The sequence below is a fragment of the Nocardiopsis camelliae genome, from assembly GCF_028993595.1.
GTDB lineage: Bacteria > Actinomycetota > Actinomycetes > Streptosporangiales > Streptosporangiaceae > Nocardiopsis > Nocardiopsis dassonvillei.
The window spans coordinates 6069397-6086921 of record NZ_CP118614.1 but is presented as its reverse complement, the minus strand read 5'-3'; the positions used below and the strand labels follow the sequence as shown (position 1 = coordinate 6086921).

At 70.3% G+C, this 17525-nt stretch carries 15 protein-coding genes and 1 tRNA gene; 10 read left to right on the top strand and 6 right to left on the bottom strand.

The annotated features are described in order from the left end of the window. Positions 1-115 precede the first annotated feature (115 nt). A tRNA-Thr gene (locus tag PV789_RS26545) sits at positions 116-188 on the top strand. 750 nt (positions 189-938) lie between these two features. On the opposite strand, the gene PV789_RS26540 is transcribed toward PV789_RS26545, so the two are convergent. Together PV789_RS26540 and PV789_RS26535 are read right to left on the bottom strand one after the other, a co-directional pair. Continuing rightward, on the bottom strand, positions 939-1847 hold the full coding sequence (locus PV789_RS26540) for a hypothetical protein (RefSeq protein WP_212642490.1): 909 nt from the start codon (positions 1845-1847) through the stop codon (positions 939-941). Positions 1848-3591: 1744 nt separating this feature from the next. After that, entirely contained in the window at positions 3592-3933 is a 342-nt protein-coding gene (locus PV789_RS26535) for a MerR family transcriptional regulator (protein WP_212642491.1), read from the bottom strand. A 222-nt stretch (positions 3934-4155) separates the two neighbouring features. Between PV789_RS26535 and PV789_RS26530 the strand changes: the two genes are divergently transcribed. Further along, positions 4156-5076 (top strand): NmrA/HSCARG family protein, encoded by a 921-nt coding sequence (locus PV789_RS26530; RefSeq protein ID WP_274975071.1) that lies wholly within the window; start codon positions 4156-4158, stop codon positions 5074-5076. 476 nt (positions 5077-5552) lie between these two features. Here the strand turns inward: PV789_RS26530 and PV789_RS26525 are convergent, their stop codons facing one another. The 3 genes from PV789_RS26525 to PV789_RS26515 all read right to left on the bottom strand — a co-directional run bounded on the left by PV789_RS26525 (position 5553) and on the right by PV789_RS26515 (position 6758). Next, positions 5553-5918, bottom strand: coding sequence for a hypothetical protein (locus tag PV789_RS26525; RefSeq protein ID WP_274975070.1), 366 nt, complete (start codon positions 5916-5918; stop codon positions 5553-5555). 29 nt (positions 5919-5947) lie between these two features. Next, positions 5948-6340: an SH3 domain-containing protein gene (locus PV789_RS26520; RefSeq protein ID WP_212642494.1), complete on the bottom strand. Its 393-nt coding sequence runs from the start codon at positions 6338-6340 to the stop codon at positions 5948-5950. A gap of 172 nt (positions 6341-6512) precedes the next feature. Beyond that, on the bottom strand, positions 6513-6758 hold the full coding sequence (locus tag PV789_RS26515) for a hypothetical protein (protein WP_212642495.1): 246 nt from the start codon (positions 6756-6758) through the stop codon (positions 6513-6515). A gap of 94 nt (positions 6759-6852) precedes the next feature. Between PV789_RS26515 and PV789_RS26510 the strand changes: the two genes are divergently transcribed. Continuing rightward, on the top strand, positions 6853-7452 hold the full coding sequence (locus PV789_RS26510; RefSeq protein WP_274975069.1) for a TetR/AcrR family transcriptional regulator: 600 nt from the start codon (positions 6853-6855) through the stop codon (positions 7450-7452). A 245-nt stretch (positions 7453-7697) separates the two neighbouring features. Here the strand turns inward: PV789_RS26510 and PV789_RS26505 are convergent, their stop codons facing one another. Further along, complete coding sequence (locus tag PV789_RS26505) at positions 7698-8303, bottom strand: hypothetical protein (RefSeq protein ID WP_274975068.1); 606 nt, start codon at positions 8301-8303, stop codon at positions 7698-7700. A gap of 556 nt (positions 8304-8859) precedes the next feature. On the opposite strand from PV789_RS26505, the gene PV789_RS26500 reads away from it, so the two are divergent. The 7 genes from PV789_RS26500 (at position 8860) to PV789_RS26470 (ending at position 17518) form a co-directional block, all read left to right on the top strand. Beyond that, positions 8860-9582 (top strand): hypothetical protein, encoded by a 723-nt coding sequence (locus tag PV789_RS26500; protein WP_274975067.1) that lies wholly within the window; start codon positions 8860-8862, stop codon positions 9580-9582. Between the two features lie 176 nt (positions 9583-9758). Then, a complete protein-coding gene (locus PV789_RS26495; protein WP_231391391.1) occupies positions 9759-10115 on the top strand; it encodes a pilin in 357 nt (118 codons plus the stop codon). Continuing rightward, positions 10115-11758, top strand: a complete 1644-nt coding sequence (locus PV789_RS26490) for a TrbL/VirB6 family protein (RefSeq protein WP_274975066.1) — start codon at positions 10115-10117, stop codon at positions 11756-11758. The genes PV789_RS26495 and PV789_RS26490 overlap by 1 nt, the downstream gene beginning before the upstream one ends. A 27-nt stretch (positions 11759-11785) precedes the next feature. After that, positions 11786-12691: a PrgI family protein gene (locus PV789_RS26485; RefSeq protein WP_274975065.1), complete on the top strand. Its 906-nt coding sequence runs from the start codon at positions 11786-11788 to the stop codon at positions 12689-12691. A 2-nt stretch (positions 12692-12693) separates the two neighbouring features. After that, entirely contained in the window at positions 12694-14451 is a 1758-nt protein-coding gene (locus PV789_RS26480; protein ID WP_274975064.1) for a VirB4 family type IV secretion system protein, read from the top strand. After that, positions 14448-16733 (top strand): type IV secretory system conjugative DNA transfer family protein, encoded by a 2286-nt coding sequence (locus PV789_RS26475; protein WP_274975063.1) that lies wholly within the window; start codon positions 14448-14450, stop codon positions 16731-16733. The genes PV789_RS26480 and PV789_RS26475 overlap by 4 nt, the downstream gene beginning before the upstream one ends. Continuing rightward, on the top strand, positions 16733-17518 hold the full coding sequence (locus PV789_RS26470) for a replication-relaxation family protein (RefSeq protein WP_274975062.1): 786 nt from the start codon (positions 16733-16735) through the stop codon (positions 17516-17518). The genes PV789_RS26475 and PV789_RS26470 overlap by 1 nt, the downstream gene beginning before the upstream one ends. Positions 17519-17525: the final 7 nt, after the last annotated feature.

Here is a 17525-nt window from a genome sequence, read left to right as displayed (position 1 = left end):
GGAACGGAGGCCGGGGCGGCGATTCGTACGCACCGGCGTATCCGAGTAGGCCGGGCGGCGTGTGAACCGGTACCATTTCCGAGGGACGCGGCCGGGACCACGGTCGCGGCAGCCCGCCAGCGTAGCTCAATTGGCAGAGCAATCGCCTTGTAAGCGATAGGTTAGGGGTTCAAGTCCCCTCGCTGGCTCTCACATGGTCTGACCTGGGAAGACGCCCGGTCAGTCGCGTCGCCGGGGCGGCCTGCCCGCCCCGAGAGCAACCGCCTGCGCCGACCTCCGCACGCCCGAGGACGGGCGCGACGGCGCCCCCGCGTCGTACACCGATGCTGACAAGAGCGTCGACATGCCGCGCTCCGAGCCCGTACGCGGCTGGGAACGGACTGCGCGAGCGCCTCCGGTCGTGGCTGGTGCTGCTGCCAGCGTTTTCGGCAGTGCTCTTTGAAGCTCTTGAGGAGCGAGGTGCTCTGGGATCCTCGCACGCGGAGGTAGACCGGTATGACGGAGGCGTCGGGACCAAGGAGACTGCACGTCTGGGCTCAGCAGCATTTGCTCAACCGGATGCTGAGACAGCTGTTCTACTGCCTGCAAACGGGTCAGGCATTCGACGGGCAACGCGGAGCTACCTCCGTGGTCAGTACATCTAGGGAGGACCCTTGGGGACGACGGGTTTTCCAGCGGCTGTCCAGAGCATGGTGTGTCGGAGGGTTCCGCCCACTCGGAGACGTAGGCACACACCGTGGCCGCGTACCCGGTCGGTTGCGAAAGGGGCGTCCGGGCCGCGACATGCCTTCGTGGTGACGTTGGCGCAGTTCAGAAGGTAGACCAATCCGGCTGATCGGAATGGTCTACCTGTGCCGCGTGGTTTATGCCCGTTTCGATATTTTCTGGCCACCGGTAACTGCTCTTATCAATATTGCAGGGGGCGCATAGGCGCCGATCTACTCCGCCGTCTCCTCGCTCTCGCGCCCTGGCCTCGTAACCGTGAAAGGTTCAGGAAGGATTTCTGCGGGCATTATCTCAGGAGGCATGGAGAAGTCCTGGGTAGCCCAACCGATGACAGACTCATAGGAATCCGCCACTCCCGCCACCGCCAGACGGTAGACCCCATCTCTTAGCTCCACAGGAACCCACGCCTCTTCCTTGGATCCGGTCACCAAAACTTCCAAGCCGAACTCGCAATCCCGGTTCCCGGTGATGAACTCCACCTCGAAGGTGCGCCGGTCCGCAACCTCGCCGCCCTCCAAGTACAGAGATTTGTCGAAGAAATCTTCCCCCAATTCCCTGTGGAACTGAGAATAATGATGGGGCATGACCTCCCGGGCCTTGGGATTGGCTTCAGTGAGGTCAAAAGCAAGGAAGATATCGTCGATGATCTCACCTCCTCCCTGGGTTGGAGGGAGGTCAACCAAGGTGCCGTTGGTGGCCGGGCCGCATAGCACGTCGGACAGCCGCATGTTCTGGACAATGACGGTAGTATCGTGGGCTGCCCCGATGGTGAAGCGTGAGCCGACGATCGACACGTCGAGTGACCCCTGGCTCGGTAGCCAGTTGTTCATGAAATGGTATAATCCGTCCTCCTTCGCCGTCCATTCGTTTTCATGGGTTGGCTCTGGGAGTGCCTGGTATTTAGGTATCAGGTCGGGGTTGGGGTCGCCCGGCACTATTTCCACTGGCGGGCCAGCTGCGTTATCCATCCTCTCTTTATCTTGCTGCTGTTCACGCTCCTCGGCGCTCTGATCAGCCGCCGCCGAATCCTGTGTGGCTTGGGACGCATCTAGTGTCGGCTTGACAATGGCCCAACCTGCAAGCGCAGCGAGTAGAGCACTGGCTACGCTGGCAATTGCCATCATCTGTCCTGTGTCCTGCGAGGCTCTTTTCCTTTTTGTTGGAACAGGCCGACGGGGGGAAGGTTTTTTGCGTTTGCGCTTCGCCATCTGATTCCTTCGGTGCCGCAGTGTCAGCGTGTTGGAAATCAACTCTATGGCAGGATGCAATGCGGTATCAATGGAAAGGCGCCCTTGGCCGCTTTCGGTCAACCGTATTCGGCTGAAGGGCTTCCCTGGCGGGTGGGGTCCGGAGGCGGTCCGGAAAACCCTCGCCTTCCATCGTGGTGGTGGGGGTCGAGGAGGATTACTGCAGGATGCTATGGACATGTGAGGGATATCACTCATCCCGTATCCGGAGGTTTCTGGCCAGGGGAGATGAGCACTCGACGACGCCGTGGAGTGCCCTGTCGTGCTCTCGGGGCAGGTGGGAACATGGGCCGCCGTCCGCTCCCGGCCATGCAGTGGCGATCACTGTGTCTACCCGACAGAGTGTGAGAGGAAGCCCCCGCCTTTCGAAGGGAACATGGTGAAGACGACTCGACTGCACCAGAGGATCACGGCCGGCCTAGTAACGCTGGCCGCAGCCGTTACCCTATCCGCCTCCATTGCGACACCTGCCGTAGCCGATAGGGGCGACTGTTTGGCCTACCTGATGTCGTGGGGCTACACCATCAACGAGCAAAAGCGGCGGGCTTGCTCTCTGGGAGAGACTCTCCTGGGTTTCCCTTACTGCGTCACGTTTCTCCAGTTGGAGAGTGTGACGGATGCTCACACTTCACGGGCCTGTGATCTTGCGGGATTCGGTATGTAGGTCCGCTTCTCCCGAAGCTACGGCGAGTTGCAAGGTAGGGGAGCGGACCAAGTAGGGGTAAGAAGCGTGCCAGCAAGTGCCAAATACCCCGCGAGTAACTTAGGTGGGGCCACGATGTTCCTCGCGCGCGACTGGCTTGCATCCGATGCAATCGTGACCCGGGTCGAGGAGGATCGCTACTGGATTTGGCGTCAGACCCCGCCGAAAGTCACAGCGAGATCACGACGACCCCCGCGCAGCACTCCGTTGCACGGGGCCTTTTCCGTACTCGCCCGGCGATACAGTGCGTCTCGCTCCTGATAAGGTTCATCATCAGAGGCCAGAAATTGACCAAACCAGCAGCGGATGAACGCGCCCTGACACCACAGACGGACTCACTGGGCACCCTCTACCTCCCGGGCCCGCCGCCTCCAAGACTCGGCCTCTTCCCCCCGGCCCGCCTCGACTAGCAGGTTCCCGAGGTTGAACATGGCGTCGGCGGGCCCCTGCTCGGCGTTCTGGTCGTCCGGTCGGCAGGCCGCTGGTGAAGCGCTGGATTCGACGGCTCTTCCCAGCCATGTCCGGTTAGGCGCTTCACCGCCGCCGTTCCTGCTGACGGCGCACGTGTGCTGTCTCCTCGCCCGGTGATCTCCGGCCGTCCTCGTGCGCGGCCGGGCCGGTCTTTGGAATGCACCGTCCTTCACCGGCTCTCGGGAAGAACAGGGCGCGAGAGCAGCACTGCCGGGTAGAGCGTCGTGGGCGCCCAACTCGTGCCCATCGGCTTGGTTGGCAGGCAGGGCCACCTTCACCCACCCCGGCGCTGGTGAGGCTGGTGAGGCTGGCGGGGCGAGCGGAGCATGCACGGTGACCGGAGTGTGGATGCCACCGGCCTGGATGCGGCAGTGGAGCTGCTGTGCCACACCGGCCTGCGCGCGGAGGAGTTGGGGGCCGGGTGGCAGGCCGCAGGGCCGCGAATCAGGGCCTGCGCGCCGCGGTGATGCACTCGTCCAGCCGGTTGCGCGCCTCCCACAACTCCCCCATCTGCCGGTCGAGGCGGTCGCGTTCGGCGGCGAGCAGCTTCAGCAGTCCCGGGGAGGCCCCACCGGAGTCGGCGAAGGGCAGCACCTCGCGGATGACCCTGCTGGGCAGACCCTCGGCGTAGAGCTGCTGGATCAGCCCGACCCGCTCGACGGCACCGGCCGCGTACTGGCGCCGACCACCCGCATCGCGGGTGGAGTGCAGCAGGCCCTGCTGCTCGTAGTAGCGCAGCGCCCTGACGCTGACACCCGCCTGCGCGGCGACCTCTCCGATCCGCACCCGGCCTCCCGCACCGATTCCACGTCCGGTTTGCACCTGACGTTGACGTCAGGTTCTAGCGTAGCGCGGACACCGGTCGGAGCCCTCTGTCCGATCCATCCTCGCGATTCCTGGAGCACGCCTGTGAACAGCACTCCTCCGTGTCCGACCGCCACCGGATCGTCCACACGGCGCCCAACGGCGCCCACAGCGGCAGAACACCGAGAGCGCAGCGCGGTCGGCATGTCCGACACCCGCGGAACCGTCGTCGTCCTGGGCGCCACGGGGCAGCAGGGAGGATCGGTCGCCGCGGCGCTGCGGGCCGACGGCTGGGCGGTTCGCGCGGTCGTACGCGATCCTTCCGGCCCCCGGGCCCGATCCCTCTCCGCCGCCGGAGTCGAGACCGTTCGCGGTGACCTCGGCGATCCGGAGTCGCTCCGCGCGGCCTTCGCCGACGCCCACGGCGTCTTCAGCGTCCAACTGAACTCGGGCCAGGCCGGCGCCGACGTGACCGACGAGGACGAGATCCGCTTCGGCACCGCGGTCGCCGACACCGCCGAGCAGAGCGGCGTCGCCCACCTCGTCTACAGCTCGACGGTCGCCGCGGGACCGACACCCACGGGCGTCGCCCACCTCGACACCAAAAGCCGTATCGAAGCCCACGTCCGGAACCTGGACATCGCCAGCACCATCATTCGACCGTCCACCTTCATGGAACTCCTCCTGACCCCCGACACGGGCCTGGACCGGGGACACCTGTCCTTCCTGACGCACCCCGACCGGGTCCACCAGTTCATCGCGGTACGCGATATCGGCCGGATCACCGCCGCGGTCTTCGCCTCACCCGACCGGTACGCCGACCGCAGCATGGATATCGCCGGTGACGCTCTTACAGGCAACGCCCTGGCTGAGCATCTGACCCGGGCCGCCGGTCGACCGATCACCTACAGCCGCCTGCCGGACACGCTCCTGGCGCAGAACGAGGTGCTCGGAAGGTTGGCTGTGCTCGCCGACGGCGGCAGACTCGCGGGACACGCGGACCTCGACGCGCTGCGCACGGAGTTCCCCTTCCTGCTGCGCTTCGACCACTGGTTGGCGGGCCCAGGTGCGGGCCTCCTCCAGGAGGCCCTCCGTCCCGCGGACACAGGCCTGCCCCCGTACTGACCGAGGCGGTGTGGGCGGCCGGGTTCGGGGGCGAGGAAAAGTACAGGATTTGGCGGTAGACCCCCGCCGGAAGTCACAGCGAGACCACGGCAGCCCCCGTGCAACGGAGCACCGCATGGGGGCTTTTTTGTGACCAGGTCGGTGTTAAGACAAGGGGGCACACTTTATAAGTTTTTCTTATCGAGCTCCAAGAGCCGAGAGGAAACCAGCAGCAGCCGAGCGTGCCCTGACGACATGGCAGTGCTCACCCAGCATTCTCCCCAACACGGGCCTGCTGCCTCTGCTCTTCGGCCTCCTTAGAGCGGACCGTTGCTTGCAGCAGGGCCCCGAAATGGACCGTCGAGTGAGTGTCACCCCCCTGGGGCTGAGCTCCCCGCACGCGGAGGTGGACTTGCGGGCTGGTGGTCCTCGTCCTGAAGCACGGACGTCTCCGCGCGGCGAGCCGCACGGAGACGTCCTGGGCAACGGTCAGGGGATCAGCACCGCGCATCCGCAGGCAGGTCGGCCTTGTAGTCGCCCTGGAGGGCGACGGCCGGGATCCAGCCGACCAAACCGTTGGCCAGATGGATCCGGACCCACACGTCGCTGGTGTAACCGCCGTAGGTGATCTGCTGGTAGTGCCCCCAGCACACGGCCTGAGCGGTATTCGGCCAGACGAGGTAGTTGCTCTGGGGAGGGTCGGGGCGGGTACGGGGCTGGCCGCGCACGGGGGCCTTCCCGCCCACCGGCGGGACCACGGTGTACGTGGCCGTGTGCGCCACCTCCGCTGAGGCCGGGCCGGGCATCGTGAGCGGGCCGGCTGCCACGAAGGCGACCAGGGCCGCGACCAGGAAGCTCCTCATCTGGGAGGCAGGACGCCTCGCTACGCGCCTCAGCACCGCGCACCCACGGGCAGGTTGGCCTTGTAGTCGCCGTTGAAGGCGATCGCGGTGACCCAGCCGGTGCCGCCGGAGTTCAGGCGCAGCTTGATCCACACATCGTTGGTGTAGCCGAGGTAGGTGATCTTCTGGTAGCGGCCCCAGCACACGGCGTTGTAGGAGTGGGGCGCCACGACGTGGCTGATCTGGGTGCTGGTGTTGCGGGGCTCGGAGCGCACCGGGGTCTGCCCGTAGTTCCAGGCGGTGACGCGGTAGGCCTGGGCCGACACCTCGCTGGCCGGGGCCGCGGAGGGTGCGGTGGCGGCGGAGGCGGGAGCGGCGCTCGCGAACAGGCCGACCGCCATAAGGGCGACCAGGACGGGGGAGAGGAGGGTCTTCATACGCAAGGGGGTCTCCAGTTCAGAGGAGGCGGGTGTGTGCGCACCGAGGTCTTTCGGTGACGCGCCGCATCCAAAGTAGTAGCAATGCGTTCGCATTGCAATGCACTTGCATTGCAAATTTGGCGCGAGGTTCGGCACTGCGATGCTTCGGGTGGCCGGGGGCCGTCAGGGGTGCTGGTCAGTCGTGCTGGACGGCGAAGCACACGACGAGCACGAAGACGAATCCCAGTGCGCCGAGCAGGAACGGTGAGTCGTCCGGAAGTGCGACACGTTCACTGATCCACGCCAGGGGTCCCCAGGTGGCGCCCCAGGCAAGTTCGGTGAATGCTGCCCCGTACCCCTGGATCATGAGCAGGATCCCCGTGACCAGGGTGAGTCCGTAGATCCGAGCCTCCACGAACATGAGGCGGAGTGTTTTCGACATGCCCAACTCCTCTCTTTGCAATGCAAGTGCATTGTAACCATGGTATGAGGAGTGTGGTGCAATGCGATGCTTCAGAGGGAAGACGGGGGAAGCGATGCCCAAACAGGTGGACCACCAGCAGCGACGCGCCCAGATCGCGGACGCGGTCTGTTCGCTGGTCTCAGCGCGGGGACTGGAGGCCGTCAGCCTGCGCGACGTGGCGGCCGAGGCCGGGATCTCGATGGGTCGGGTGCAGCACTACTTCCGGACCAAGGACGAGATGCTGCTGTTCGCGCTGGAACACGTGGCCAAACGCGAGGTCGCCAAGACGCTCGAACGCCTGGAACAAGCGCCGGAGCCGCCCTCTCCGCGAGCCATCGTCCGCACGGTTCTGGGCGGCCTGCTCGAAGAGGGCCCCCGCCCCGTGCAGGCGCAGCGCGTCAACGTCGCCTTCACGGCGCGGGCCGTGGTCGAGCCGTCCCTGGCAGCGTTCCTGCTCCGTGGCTACACGGACCTCCAGGAGCTTTTGGAGCAGGCGGTGGGCCAGGGGATCGACGAGGGGACGGTCGCCGAGGGGACCGACCCGCAGTGGGCGGCCACCGAGGTCTTCGCGCTGGCTGACGGACTGAGGGTGCAGGTCCTCCTCGGGCACATCACCAGGGACCGGGCCATGGCGGTCCTCGACGCCCGCCTGGACCGGCTTTTCAGCGGCTGACCGGTGGGGGTTCGGGGGCGAGGACCCGCGCTCAGGACCCGCCCGCCCTGTGGCTGGATGTCTCACTTCTGGAAACAGGCATTGCCAGAAGCTGACTTCGGGGGTGACTTCCGGAAAAACAACCCCTTGCTGAGAACAGCCCCCGAAACCACTTCTGGAAACACACGCACCGAGCGGGGTCGCCGAATCCTCGATATCCCCGAGGGCTTCGCGTCCGAGGCCGACAAGTCCTGGTTCCTACGGCCCTAAATGAAACCCAGCATGTCCAGCACGTTCATGAACAGGAAGAAGACCACACCGAGCAGGATCAGGGCAACGATGATGATGAACACCATCAACTTCTGGTTGCGCTCGATCCACGACATCATGTGGGCGTGGGTCTGGGCCAGCTGAGCGTAGGTGCGGGGTTCTACCAGGCGCTCGCAGGGCAGACCGAGCGCATCCACGAGGCGGTCCACGTCCTCGGTCGTGGTGGTGGCATCGCCCCACCGGATCAGTGTCCTGCCGTACCGGTCGAGCATGTACAGGCTGTCGATCGCTCTCATTCTGGGTTCTTTGATGGTCACTCTGACCACGCGCACGATGTGCGCGCGTGGTACCCGCCGGTGCCAGAAGAGCCCCCGACAGACGAGCTCGTGCGCCGTCACGGTGGTTCTGGCCATGAACAGCTGAACGACCATGACCAGAAGCATTATGGCGAACAGGATGCCCATGCCCCACGCCAGTCCGGCTGCGGATTGCACCGCCATAGAAACGGTTCCTGTCACGGCGGACACCACCACAAGGCAGATCAAGCCCCAGGACTTGCCCTTATCGGTCTTGAGTACGAGGTCGCTGTGCGTGTGGGGCATAGGGAAGGCACCGTCCTTCTTCAGTTCTCGTGAAGGAATAGGACGCGAGAGCAGAACTGCCGGTTCCGCACCGCTGCGGTCCGGGAGTCGGGCATCGCCTTCCGGCCGGGAGGAGCGGTGGATCCCGAGCAAAGCGACGTTGTCCTGAGTTCCGCGCGCGGAGGCGAGCCGGTCCGGGGCCGAGGAGAGCGGACTGCACGAAACCAGCCAGGGTGTGGGCCATTCGTGTCAGCGCACCGCCCGTTCGCCGCTCTCAGAAAATCGGTCAAGGTTCGGCCAAGGCGGATGCTGACAGCGCCTACCGCTCCCGCTGTCAGCACTCCCGCCAACGCTGTCATCCCTGGCCAGAGCCTGTTTCCGGTGCTGTCAGCGGACAGCGGTCGAGAAGAGTCCGCCCGCCCCACCTCCCACGCCCGGGCGCCTCGTGTCAGCTCCCTGCCAGCACCCTGCCCGCGTTCCGCCCGCCGACCGTGAGCCCTCCGTGCGCCCGCCGTCAGCCGGGCTCCCTTTCGTGGTCCGCGTCATCACTGACACGGCCCGCGAAGGGAACAGACCCATGACGACCGAACCGCTCAACCGCGCCGAGAGGGAGTTCCAGCTCCTCGACCTCGATGTCGCCGACCTCGCGGCGCAACTCGTCCCCGCCATCGACACCCCTCCCACCACCCTGGTCGAGCTGCGCGCCGCACTCCTGGACCGCACCACCGACCGCCGCTCGCGTGACGACGTCTGGCGGAGCCTGGTCGTGCGCGCACAGGACCGCGAGGAGTGGATGGTCGCCGCGATCGGCTTCGCCATGCCCGCGCTGCGCACCTGCGCCCGCGGCCTGTGCCGGGGCCTGGACCCGCGCACCGTCGAGGAGGTGGAGGAGGAGCTCCTCGCGGGCTTCGTCCACGCCGTCCGTGAGGCCGACACCGCCTGGCACCGCCTGCACTGGGCGCTGCGCTGCCGCGCCCAGCGGGCGGGCCTTCGGGCCCGGACCGCCGCGCTGCGCCAGCCGCTCCTCATGGCCGAACCGCCCGTCACCGCCATTGTCCCCACCGGAACGCCGGACACGGTCCTCTGCCGGGCCGCCCGCCACGACGTGATCACCCCGGACGAGGCCGAGATCATCGGCCGCACCCGCCTGGAGGGCGTCTCCCTGGCCACGGTCGCCCGGGAGCGGGGCGTGCCGTACTGGCGCCTGGCCAAGCGCCGCGCCCGCGCCGAGGAGCGCCTTGCCGAGGCGATCCGCTCCCGCCGGCTCACCGACCGGGATGACCTGCTGCTCGTGGCCTGAGTCGCGTCCTGACCCGTGGCCCGACGCGTGGCCCGACTCGTGGGCCTGACCCGTCGTGGTCCGAGCGCTGCGGCGGCTCCGCCCGCGTCACGGGCGGGCCGCCACGCGTCCCATCGACTCGTTTTCCTCCCCGCACGCATGCGCGGGGGAGCGCTCTCGGAAGGTGCGGGATGAGCATGTCGTGGTGTGTTCTGGCCGGGGCGGGTCCGCTCCTGCTGTCCGCCTCGCCGACGGAACTGGTCCTGCCCGGGCTGCACGCCGCCCAGGGCGAGGACCCCTACCTGTACGCGGTGCACGCGGTGGAGGTGGTCAGGAGGATCACCCGGCTGGTGCAGCTGCTCGCCGTCTCCCTGGCCACGCTCTTCATCGCGGTCTCCGGGGTGCGCTGGATGGTGGCGGGCGGTGAGCCCGGGGAGATCGACAAGGCCAAGCGCGGCATCTACGGGGCCTGCATCGGCTACCTCGTCGCCCTGGTGGGCGAGGTGCTGCTGCTGGCCCTGGACTACGTCGTGAAGTACGAGCAGGGCGTCTGATGTCCCCGGCCGAACCGGACGGGGCCGAGCAGGACCCCGCCGAGGTCTTCGACTGCGGGGTCCTGGAGGTCTCCTGCCACATCACCTCGTGGTTCCACGGCCTGGTCTCGGACGTGGTCAACCCGCTCTTCGGATGGATGGCGGACAAGGCGTTCCACACCCCCGAACCCACGCCCGGGGTGACCGGTGTGTGGGAGGGCGTGTCGGCGGCGGTCAACACGGCCTACGCGCTGCTGATCCTGGCGGCGGGGCTGGTCGTCATGGCCCACCACAGCCTCCAGGCCCAGTACGGGGCGCGGGAGGTCCTGCCCCGCCTGGTGGTGGGGTTCGTCGCCTCGAACCTGTCGCTGGTCGTGGTGCGGTTGATGTCGGACTGGTCGACGGAGTTCGCCCGGGCGTTCGCCGCCGACGGGGTCAGCGCGGAGAGGGCGGCGCGGGCCCTGACCGAGCGGGTGGGGCCCTTCCTGCTGGAGGCGACGGCGTTCGTCGTGCTGCTCCTGCTGGTGCTCGTGGTGCTGCTGGTGGTGTGGTCCCTGGTCGAGATCGTCCGGATCGTCATCGTGATCTTGCTGACGGTGGGCGCGCCGCTGATGCTGATGTTCCACGCGCTGCCGCAGACCAACCGGATCGCCGAACTGTGGTGGCGGGCGATGACGGCCGTGTGCGTGGTGCCGATCGCCCAGGCGCTGGCCTTCGTGGCGCTGATGCGGGTGTTCTTCGAGGGGGACACCCAGGTGCTGTTCGGGGCCGCGCAGATCCTGAGCGGGGACGCGAACCTCTTCGACCTGTTCCTGCTCCTGGTCCTGGTCTACGTCCAGATCCGCATCCCGTTCTGGACCTACAAGGCCGTGTTGTCGGGGCACCGGGGCAGGTCGCCGGTGGTGTCCGCGGCCAAGTCCCTGACCTGGGCGGCCGTGCTCACCACCGCGGCGTTCGCGACCGGCGGTACCGCGGCCGCGGGCACGGCGGCGACCGGGGCGGTGAGGGGGCGCCTGGGTTCGCTGCTGCGGACGGCCCACAACGCCGGGACCGTCCGCCGGGCCGGGGCCGTCCACCAGTCCGCCGCTATGCCGCGCCGCGTGCGGAACTGGAGGTTCGGCGCCCCGAACGCCTCGACTCCGCCCGCCCGGCACGGACCCGCCGTCTCGCGGTCCGCGCCTTCGGGCGCGGGGGAGCAGGGCGGTCCGGGACGCACACCGCCCGCAGGGCCCGGGCCCCGGACCCCGGGACCGCGACCGCCGGGTCACCGCCCGGACGGAAGGCCGACGCCGCGAACGGGAGCGAAGGCGCCGTGGACCGAGGGGAGCGACCAGGGCCGGTCGCGGAACCGCACGCCGCCACGGACCGGACCGCGCGGCCCGAACCCACCGCACCATCCGCACCGCGCACCCGCGCCCGGCCCCGGGACGAACCCGCCGTGGACCGACCACATCCGTCCCGTCGGCCACGCCCCGCCGCGAACCGCGCCGCACGCGGACACACCGCGCCACCATTCGCGTCCGGCACCGCCCCGGGCAGGCGGCAGCGCCCCGCGCGAGCGCGCACGCCCCGAACCCCGGCGGTGGCCGCTGCGCGGCCGCGAAGCCGGGGCCCACCGCGACGGGCCGCGCTGGCGATGGCGCTGGAACCCGTGGCGCACCTGACCACCACAGCAGAAGGGGAAACCGACCGTGGACCACGAGGACTCCGTCTGGCACGCCCGCATCCCGGCCGACATCGACCGGCCCGAACCCGTTCTGTGGAACCTCACCGCCCGCCAACTGTTCCTGCTCACACCCGCCGCGCTCACGACCTGGGTGCTGTTCTCGCCGCTGGCGGGCTTCCTACCGCTGTGGGCCTCGGTCGGTGTCAGCGCGGCGGTGCTCGCCCTGTCCTGGGTGCTCGCGCTCGGCCGACGCGACGGGATCGGCCTGGACCGCCTCGCCGCGCTGTCCGTGCTCTGGCTGCTGCACGCCAAGCACCGCGCGCCCGCGACGCCGTGGGTCCGCCTGCCCCGGTGGGCGCCCAGGACCGCCCGGGGGCCGCGCCTGGCACCGCTGAACCTGCCCGCCGCGGCGGTGCACGACGACGGCACGGTCGACCTGGGGCAGCGGTGCGCGGTGGTCCTGACCTGTTCCACCGTGCCCTTCCACCTGGCCTCCGGGCAGGAGCAGGACCAGATCCTGGCCGGTTTCGCCGCCTTCCTGGACTCCCTGGCCGAGCCCGCCCAGTTCGTCGTCCAGCGCCGCCGGACGGACCTCGACGCGCACGTACGCGGCACCCGCGACCGGGCCCGGACGCTCCCGCATCCCAGGCTCAGGCGCGCGGCCCTGGCGCACGGGGCCTTCCTCGACGACCTCCAGCGCCGCCACCAGCTCGTCCACCACCGGGTGCTGCTGGTCCTGACCGCCGACGGCCCCGTCCGCGAGGTGGGCGAGGCACTGCTGTGGCGGGCGGAGGACGCCGTCTCCCAGCTCGCCGCTCTCGGCGTGCGCGCCCGCCTGTGCGACGGCCCCGCCGCCGAGCGCGTGCTGCGCTCCTCCCTGAACCCGGACTCGGGAACCCGTTCGCTGACCACCACGCAGGAGGAGCGATGACCATGCACGATCGACGGACCCCGGGCGGACCCGCCGTCCGCCTGTACCCGCGCCGCCTGGACCTGGACGGGCGCCTGGCCCAGACCATGATCGTCACCGGTTACCCGCACGACGTCCACGCCGGATGGGCCGACCCACTGCTCACTTACCCCGGCCACGTCGACATCGCCGTCCACGTCGTCCCGGTCCCCGGACAGGTCGCCGCGCACCGCCTGCGCCGACGCCGGGCCCGCCTGGAGTCGGCCTGGCGGACCGACGCCGCCCGGGGAGGGCTGGAGGACCCCCAGCGGGCGGCCGCGGCGCAGGACGCCGCCCTGCTGGCCGAACGCGTGGCGGGCGGGGAGGCGCGGCTGTTCCGGCTCGCGGTGTACCTGACGGTGCACGCCGCCACCCCGGAAGAGCTGGACGCCGAGGTGGGCCGCCTGTCCGCGCTGGCCGGTTCGATCCTGGTCGACCTGGCTCCGGCCACCTACCGGCCCCTGGCCGGGTGGATCGCCACCCTGCCGCTGGGCACCGACCCGGTGGGCGCGGCGCGGACCATGGACACCGACGCGGTCGCCGCGCTCATGCCGCTGTCCTCGCCCGACCTGGCCGCCGAGCTGGGGGAGACCGCGGTCGTCTACGGGGAGAATGTCCACTCCGGCGGGCTGGTCGCCTGGGGCCGGTTCAACGGCGACCTGGACAACGGCAACGCGGTCATCCTGGCCCGCAGCGGCAGCGGCAAGTCCTACCTCGCCAAGCTCGAACTGCTGCGCGCCCTGTACGCGGGGGTGCGGGCCAGCGTCATCGACCCCACCGGCGAGTACGCCGCCATGGCCGACGCGGTGGGCGGCCGGCATGTGCGGCTGGGGCGGCCGGGCGAACGCCTCAACCCCTTCGACCTGGCCGGGACCGGTGAGGAGGCCTTCACCACCAGGGTCCTGTTCCTGCACACCCTGGTCTCGGTCATGGTCGGAGCCCTGGACGCCGCCGAGAGCGCCGCCCTGGACCGGGCGGTGCTGGCCGCCTACGCCGAACGCGGCATCACGCGCGACCCCGCCACCTGGAACCACACGCCGCCGATCCTGGCCGACCTCGTCGCCGTCCTGCGCGGCACCGGAGACGGCACCGGAGACGGCGCCGACCACGGGAGCGACCGAGCCCGGGCCGCGCACCTGCTGGCCGACAAGCTGGCGCCCTTCACCGACGGCTCCCACCGGGGGCTGTTCGACGGCCCCAGCACCGCTGCGCTCACCGGCCACCTCACGGTCGTCTCGCTGAGCCACCTGCCCGACGAACTGCGCACCACCGGCCTCCTGCTGGTCCTGGACGCCCTGTGGTCCCAGGTCCGCGACTCCGCCCACCGCCAGCCAAGGCTGATCACCATCGACGAGGGCTGGTCGCTGCTGCGCGACCCCGTCGGCGCCAAATACCTGTTCAACCTCGCCAAGAACGCCCGCCGCCACTGGGCCGGGCTCACCCTCGTCACCCAGGACGTGGCCGACCTGCTCGCCACCGACCTCGGACGCGCGGTGGCCGCCAACGCCGCCACCCAGATCCTGCTCCACCAGGCCCCGCAGAACCTCGACGCCGTGTGCGAGTCCTTCCACCTCTCGCACGGCGAACGGCAGATCGTCGCCACCGCCGAACGCGGCAGCGCGCTGCTCACCTCCGGGCACCACCGGGCGGTGTTCCGCGCCCTGGCCTCACCCGAGGAACACCGGCTGATCACCACCGATCCCGCCGAACTCGCCCGTATGGAGAGGGAGGGCCGCGGATGATCACCGTCGACCCCGCGTTCCCGGCCGCCGTGGCAGCGACGGCCGCGTCCGCCCTGTGCGCGTGGGCGGCCTGGGTGCTGGCCTGGCGCCTGGCCCGCACCGCCCACCTGTCGCGCGGCGCGAAGGTCCTGGAGGTGCACGCACCGCCCGAGGCCACCGTCGACCACGCCCGCGCGTTCTGGTCCCACACCCTGGGCCTGCTGCGCCCGCGCTGGACCCACCGGCTCCTGCCGCCGCACCTGGCCTGGGAGTACGTCGCCTCCGCGGCGGGGGTGCGCGTCCAGCTCTGGATTCCGGGCACCGTCAACGCCCGCGCGCTGGAGCGGGCCGTGGCCGCCGCCTGGCCCGGCGCCACCACCAGCCTGCGGCCCGCCACGGCCTCCGTTCCGCGCGGAGAACACGTCTTCGGCCACTGGATCGCCATGGCGCGCGGCGACCACCACCCGCTGCGCGCCAAGTTCGCCGACGACCCGTTGCGCGGCCTCTTCGGGGAGCTCGCCGACCTCGCGCCCGGCCAGCACGCGGTCCTGCGCGTGTGCGCCCGCCCCGCCACCGCGACCAGGGCCGCCCGCGCCCGCTCCGCCGCCGCCCGCCTGCGCGGCCTGCACGCCTCGCCCCTGTCCGGGGCGGCCGTGCGCACACCCGCCTACCCGGGAGTCACCGACGACGTCCGCGCCATCCTCAACAAGTCCGCCGCACCCCGCCTGGCCTGCCAGATCAGCTGCCTGACCACCACCGAGCACGCCGGAGAGCAGGCCCGCCGACGCCTGCGCGCCCGCACCCGCGCCATCGCCGCCACCCTGGCCGCCTACACGTCCGGGCTCAACGCGCTCAGCCGCCGGTGGATGCCCTTCCCCGGCCTGTGGGCGGGCCGCCGCCACCTCGCCCGCGGCTACCTGCTCACCACCGACGAACTCGCCGCGATCGCCCACCTGCCCACCGACGCAGCCGTCCCCGGCCTCACCCGCGCCAGCGCCCGCCGCGTCGCGCCCGGTCCCGACCTGCCCCGCGCGGGCCGCGTCCGCGTTCTCGGCGAGGCCGACGCCGGACCGCGCCGACCCGTCGCCCACGGGATCGAGGAGGCCCGCCAGCACACCCACGTCATGGGCAAGACCGGATCGGGAAAGTCCACCCTGCTGGCCAGCATGATCTGCCAGGACGCCGAGGCCGGACGCAGCGCCCTGGTCATCGAACCGCGCGGCGACCTGGTTCTGGACGTCCTGGACCGCCTGCCCAGACGCGCCGTCGGGCGCACGGTCGTGTTCGACCCGGCCGACCCCGCGCCGCCGCCCCGGCTCAACATCCTCCAACTCGGCACCCCCGAGCACGCCGCCGACACCGTCACCGGCATCTTCCGCCGGGTCTACGCCGACTCCTGGGGCCCGCGCACCGAGGACATCCTGCGCGCCGGCACGCTCACCCTCGCCCGCGCCCAGGACCCCGGCCTGACCCTCGGACACATCCCGCGCCTGCTGGGCGACGACGCCTGGCGCGCCCGGCTGCTGCTCTCCGCCAGGGCCACGGGAGCGCTCGGCGAGTTCTGGCGCTGGTACGAACGCCAGAGCCCGCAGATGCGCGCCGCCGCCACCGACCCGGTCCTGAACAAGCTGCGCACGATCCTGCTGCGCCCCTGGGCGGCGGCCGTCCTGGCCTCGGGCGCCTCCACCCTGGACCTGCCCGCCCTGCTCAACCACGGCGGCCTGGTCCTCATGCGCCTGTCCAAGGGGCGCCTGGGCGAGGACACCGCCTCCCTCGTCGGCACCATCGCCCTGGCCGCCGCCTGGAACGCCGTCACCGCCCGCGCCGACGTCCCCGAACGCGAGCGCCCGGACACCACCGTCTACCTCGACGAGGCCGCGAACTTCCTGCGCCTGCCGGGCTCACTGGCCGACATGCTCGCCGAGGCCCGCGGCTACCGCGCCGGGCTGGTCATCGCCCACCAGGAACTGGGACAGCTGCCCGCCCAGACCCGCGCCGCCGTCGCGGCGAACTGCCGCACGAAGGTGTTCTTCAACGCCGCCCCGGACGACGCCGCCAAGCTCGAACGCCACACGCTTCCGCACCTGAACGCCTACGACCTGTCCCACCTGGGCCCCTACCAGGCCGTGGTGCGCACCCTCCACGGCGCCGCCGAACTGCCCGCCGCCACCATGCGCACGCTGGCGCTGCCCGACCCGGTCCGGGGCCGCGCCCGTCAGGTCCGCCGGGCCGCCCGCCGCTTTAGCCCCACTCCGACCCGCACCGAGGGAACCGATCCGCGACAGCGAGGGGAAACACGCTGATGGGCACCACCGACCTGACCGACCGTGACGTCCACATCCTCCAGGCCCTGCACGCCCACCGCGTCCTGACCACCCCGCACGTCGGCGCGCTGTTCTTCCGCGGCACCAGCGCCCGCGCCGTGCAGCGCCGCCTGCTCAAGCTGGCCGCGGACGGGTTCACCGACCGCTTCCTGCCGCCGCACACCCACGCCCGCGTCCCCTACCACTGGACCCTCGGCAGGGAGGGTGCCCGCCTGCTCGCCGACCGCTGGCACACCACCGTGGACGGCATCGGCTACCGACCCGAGTTCCACCGCAACCTGGTGATCTCCCGCCAGCTCGGCCACGTGACCGGCCTGGCCCAGACCTACGTGTGCTTCGCGGTCGGCGCGCGCCTCACCCGGGGGGCGGCCCTCCAGCGCTGGTGGTCCGAGGCCCGGTGCCGCGGGATCTGGGGGCACCACGTGCGCCCCGACGGCTACCTGCGCTGGCGCCAGGACGGCACCACCCTGGACGCCTTCGTGGAGTTCGACACCGGCAGCGAACCGCTCCTGCGCGTCGCGGCGAAGATCAGCCGCTACCGCGACCTGGCCGAGGAGACCGGCCTGCGCTCCCCGGTCCTGTTCGTGGCCACCTCCTCCGGGCGCCTCACCTCTCTGTGCCACGCCCTCGGCGCGGGCGGGGAGGAGGTGCCGGTCCACGTCACCACCCTGGAACAGCTCGACCGCTTCGGCCCCACCCGCCCCGTCTGGCGCCGAGCGGGCGACGCGACCTGCGCGGTCCGCCCGCTCGTCGCGCTCGCCTGAACCGGCG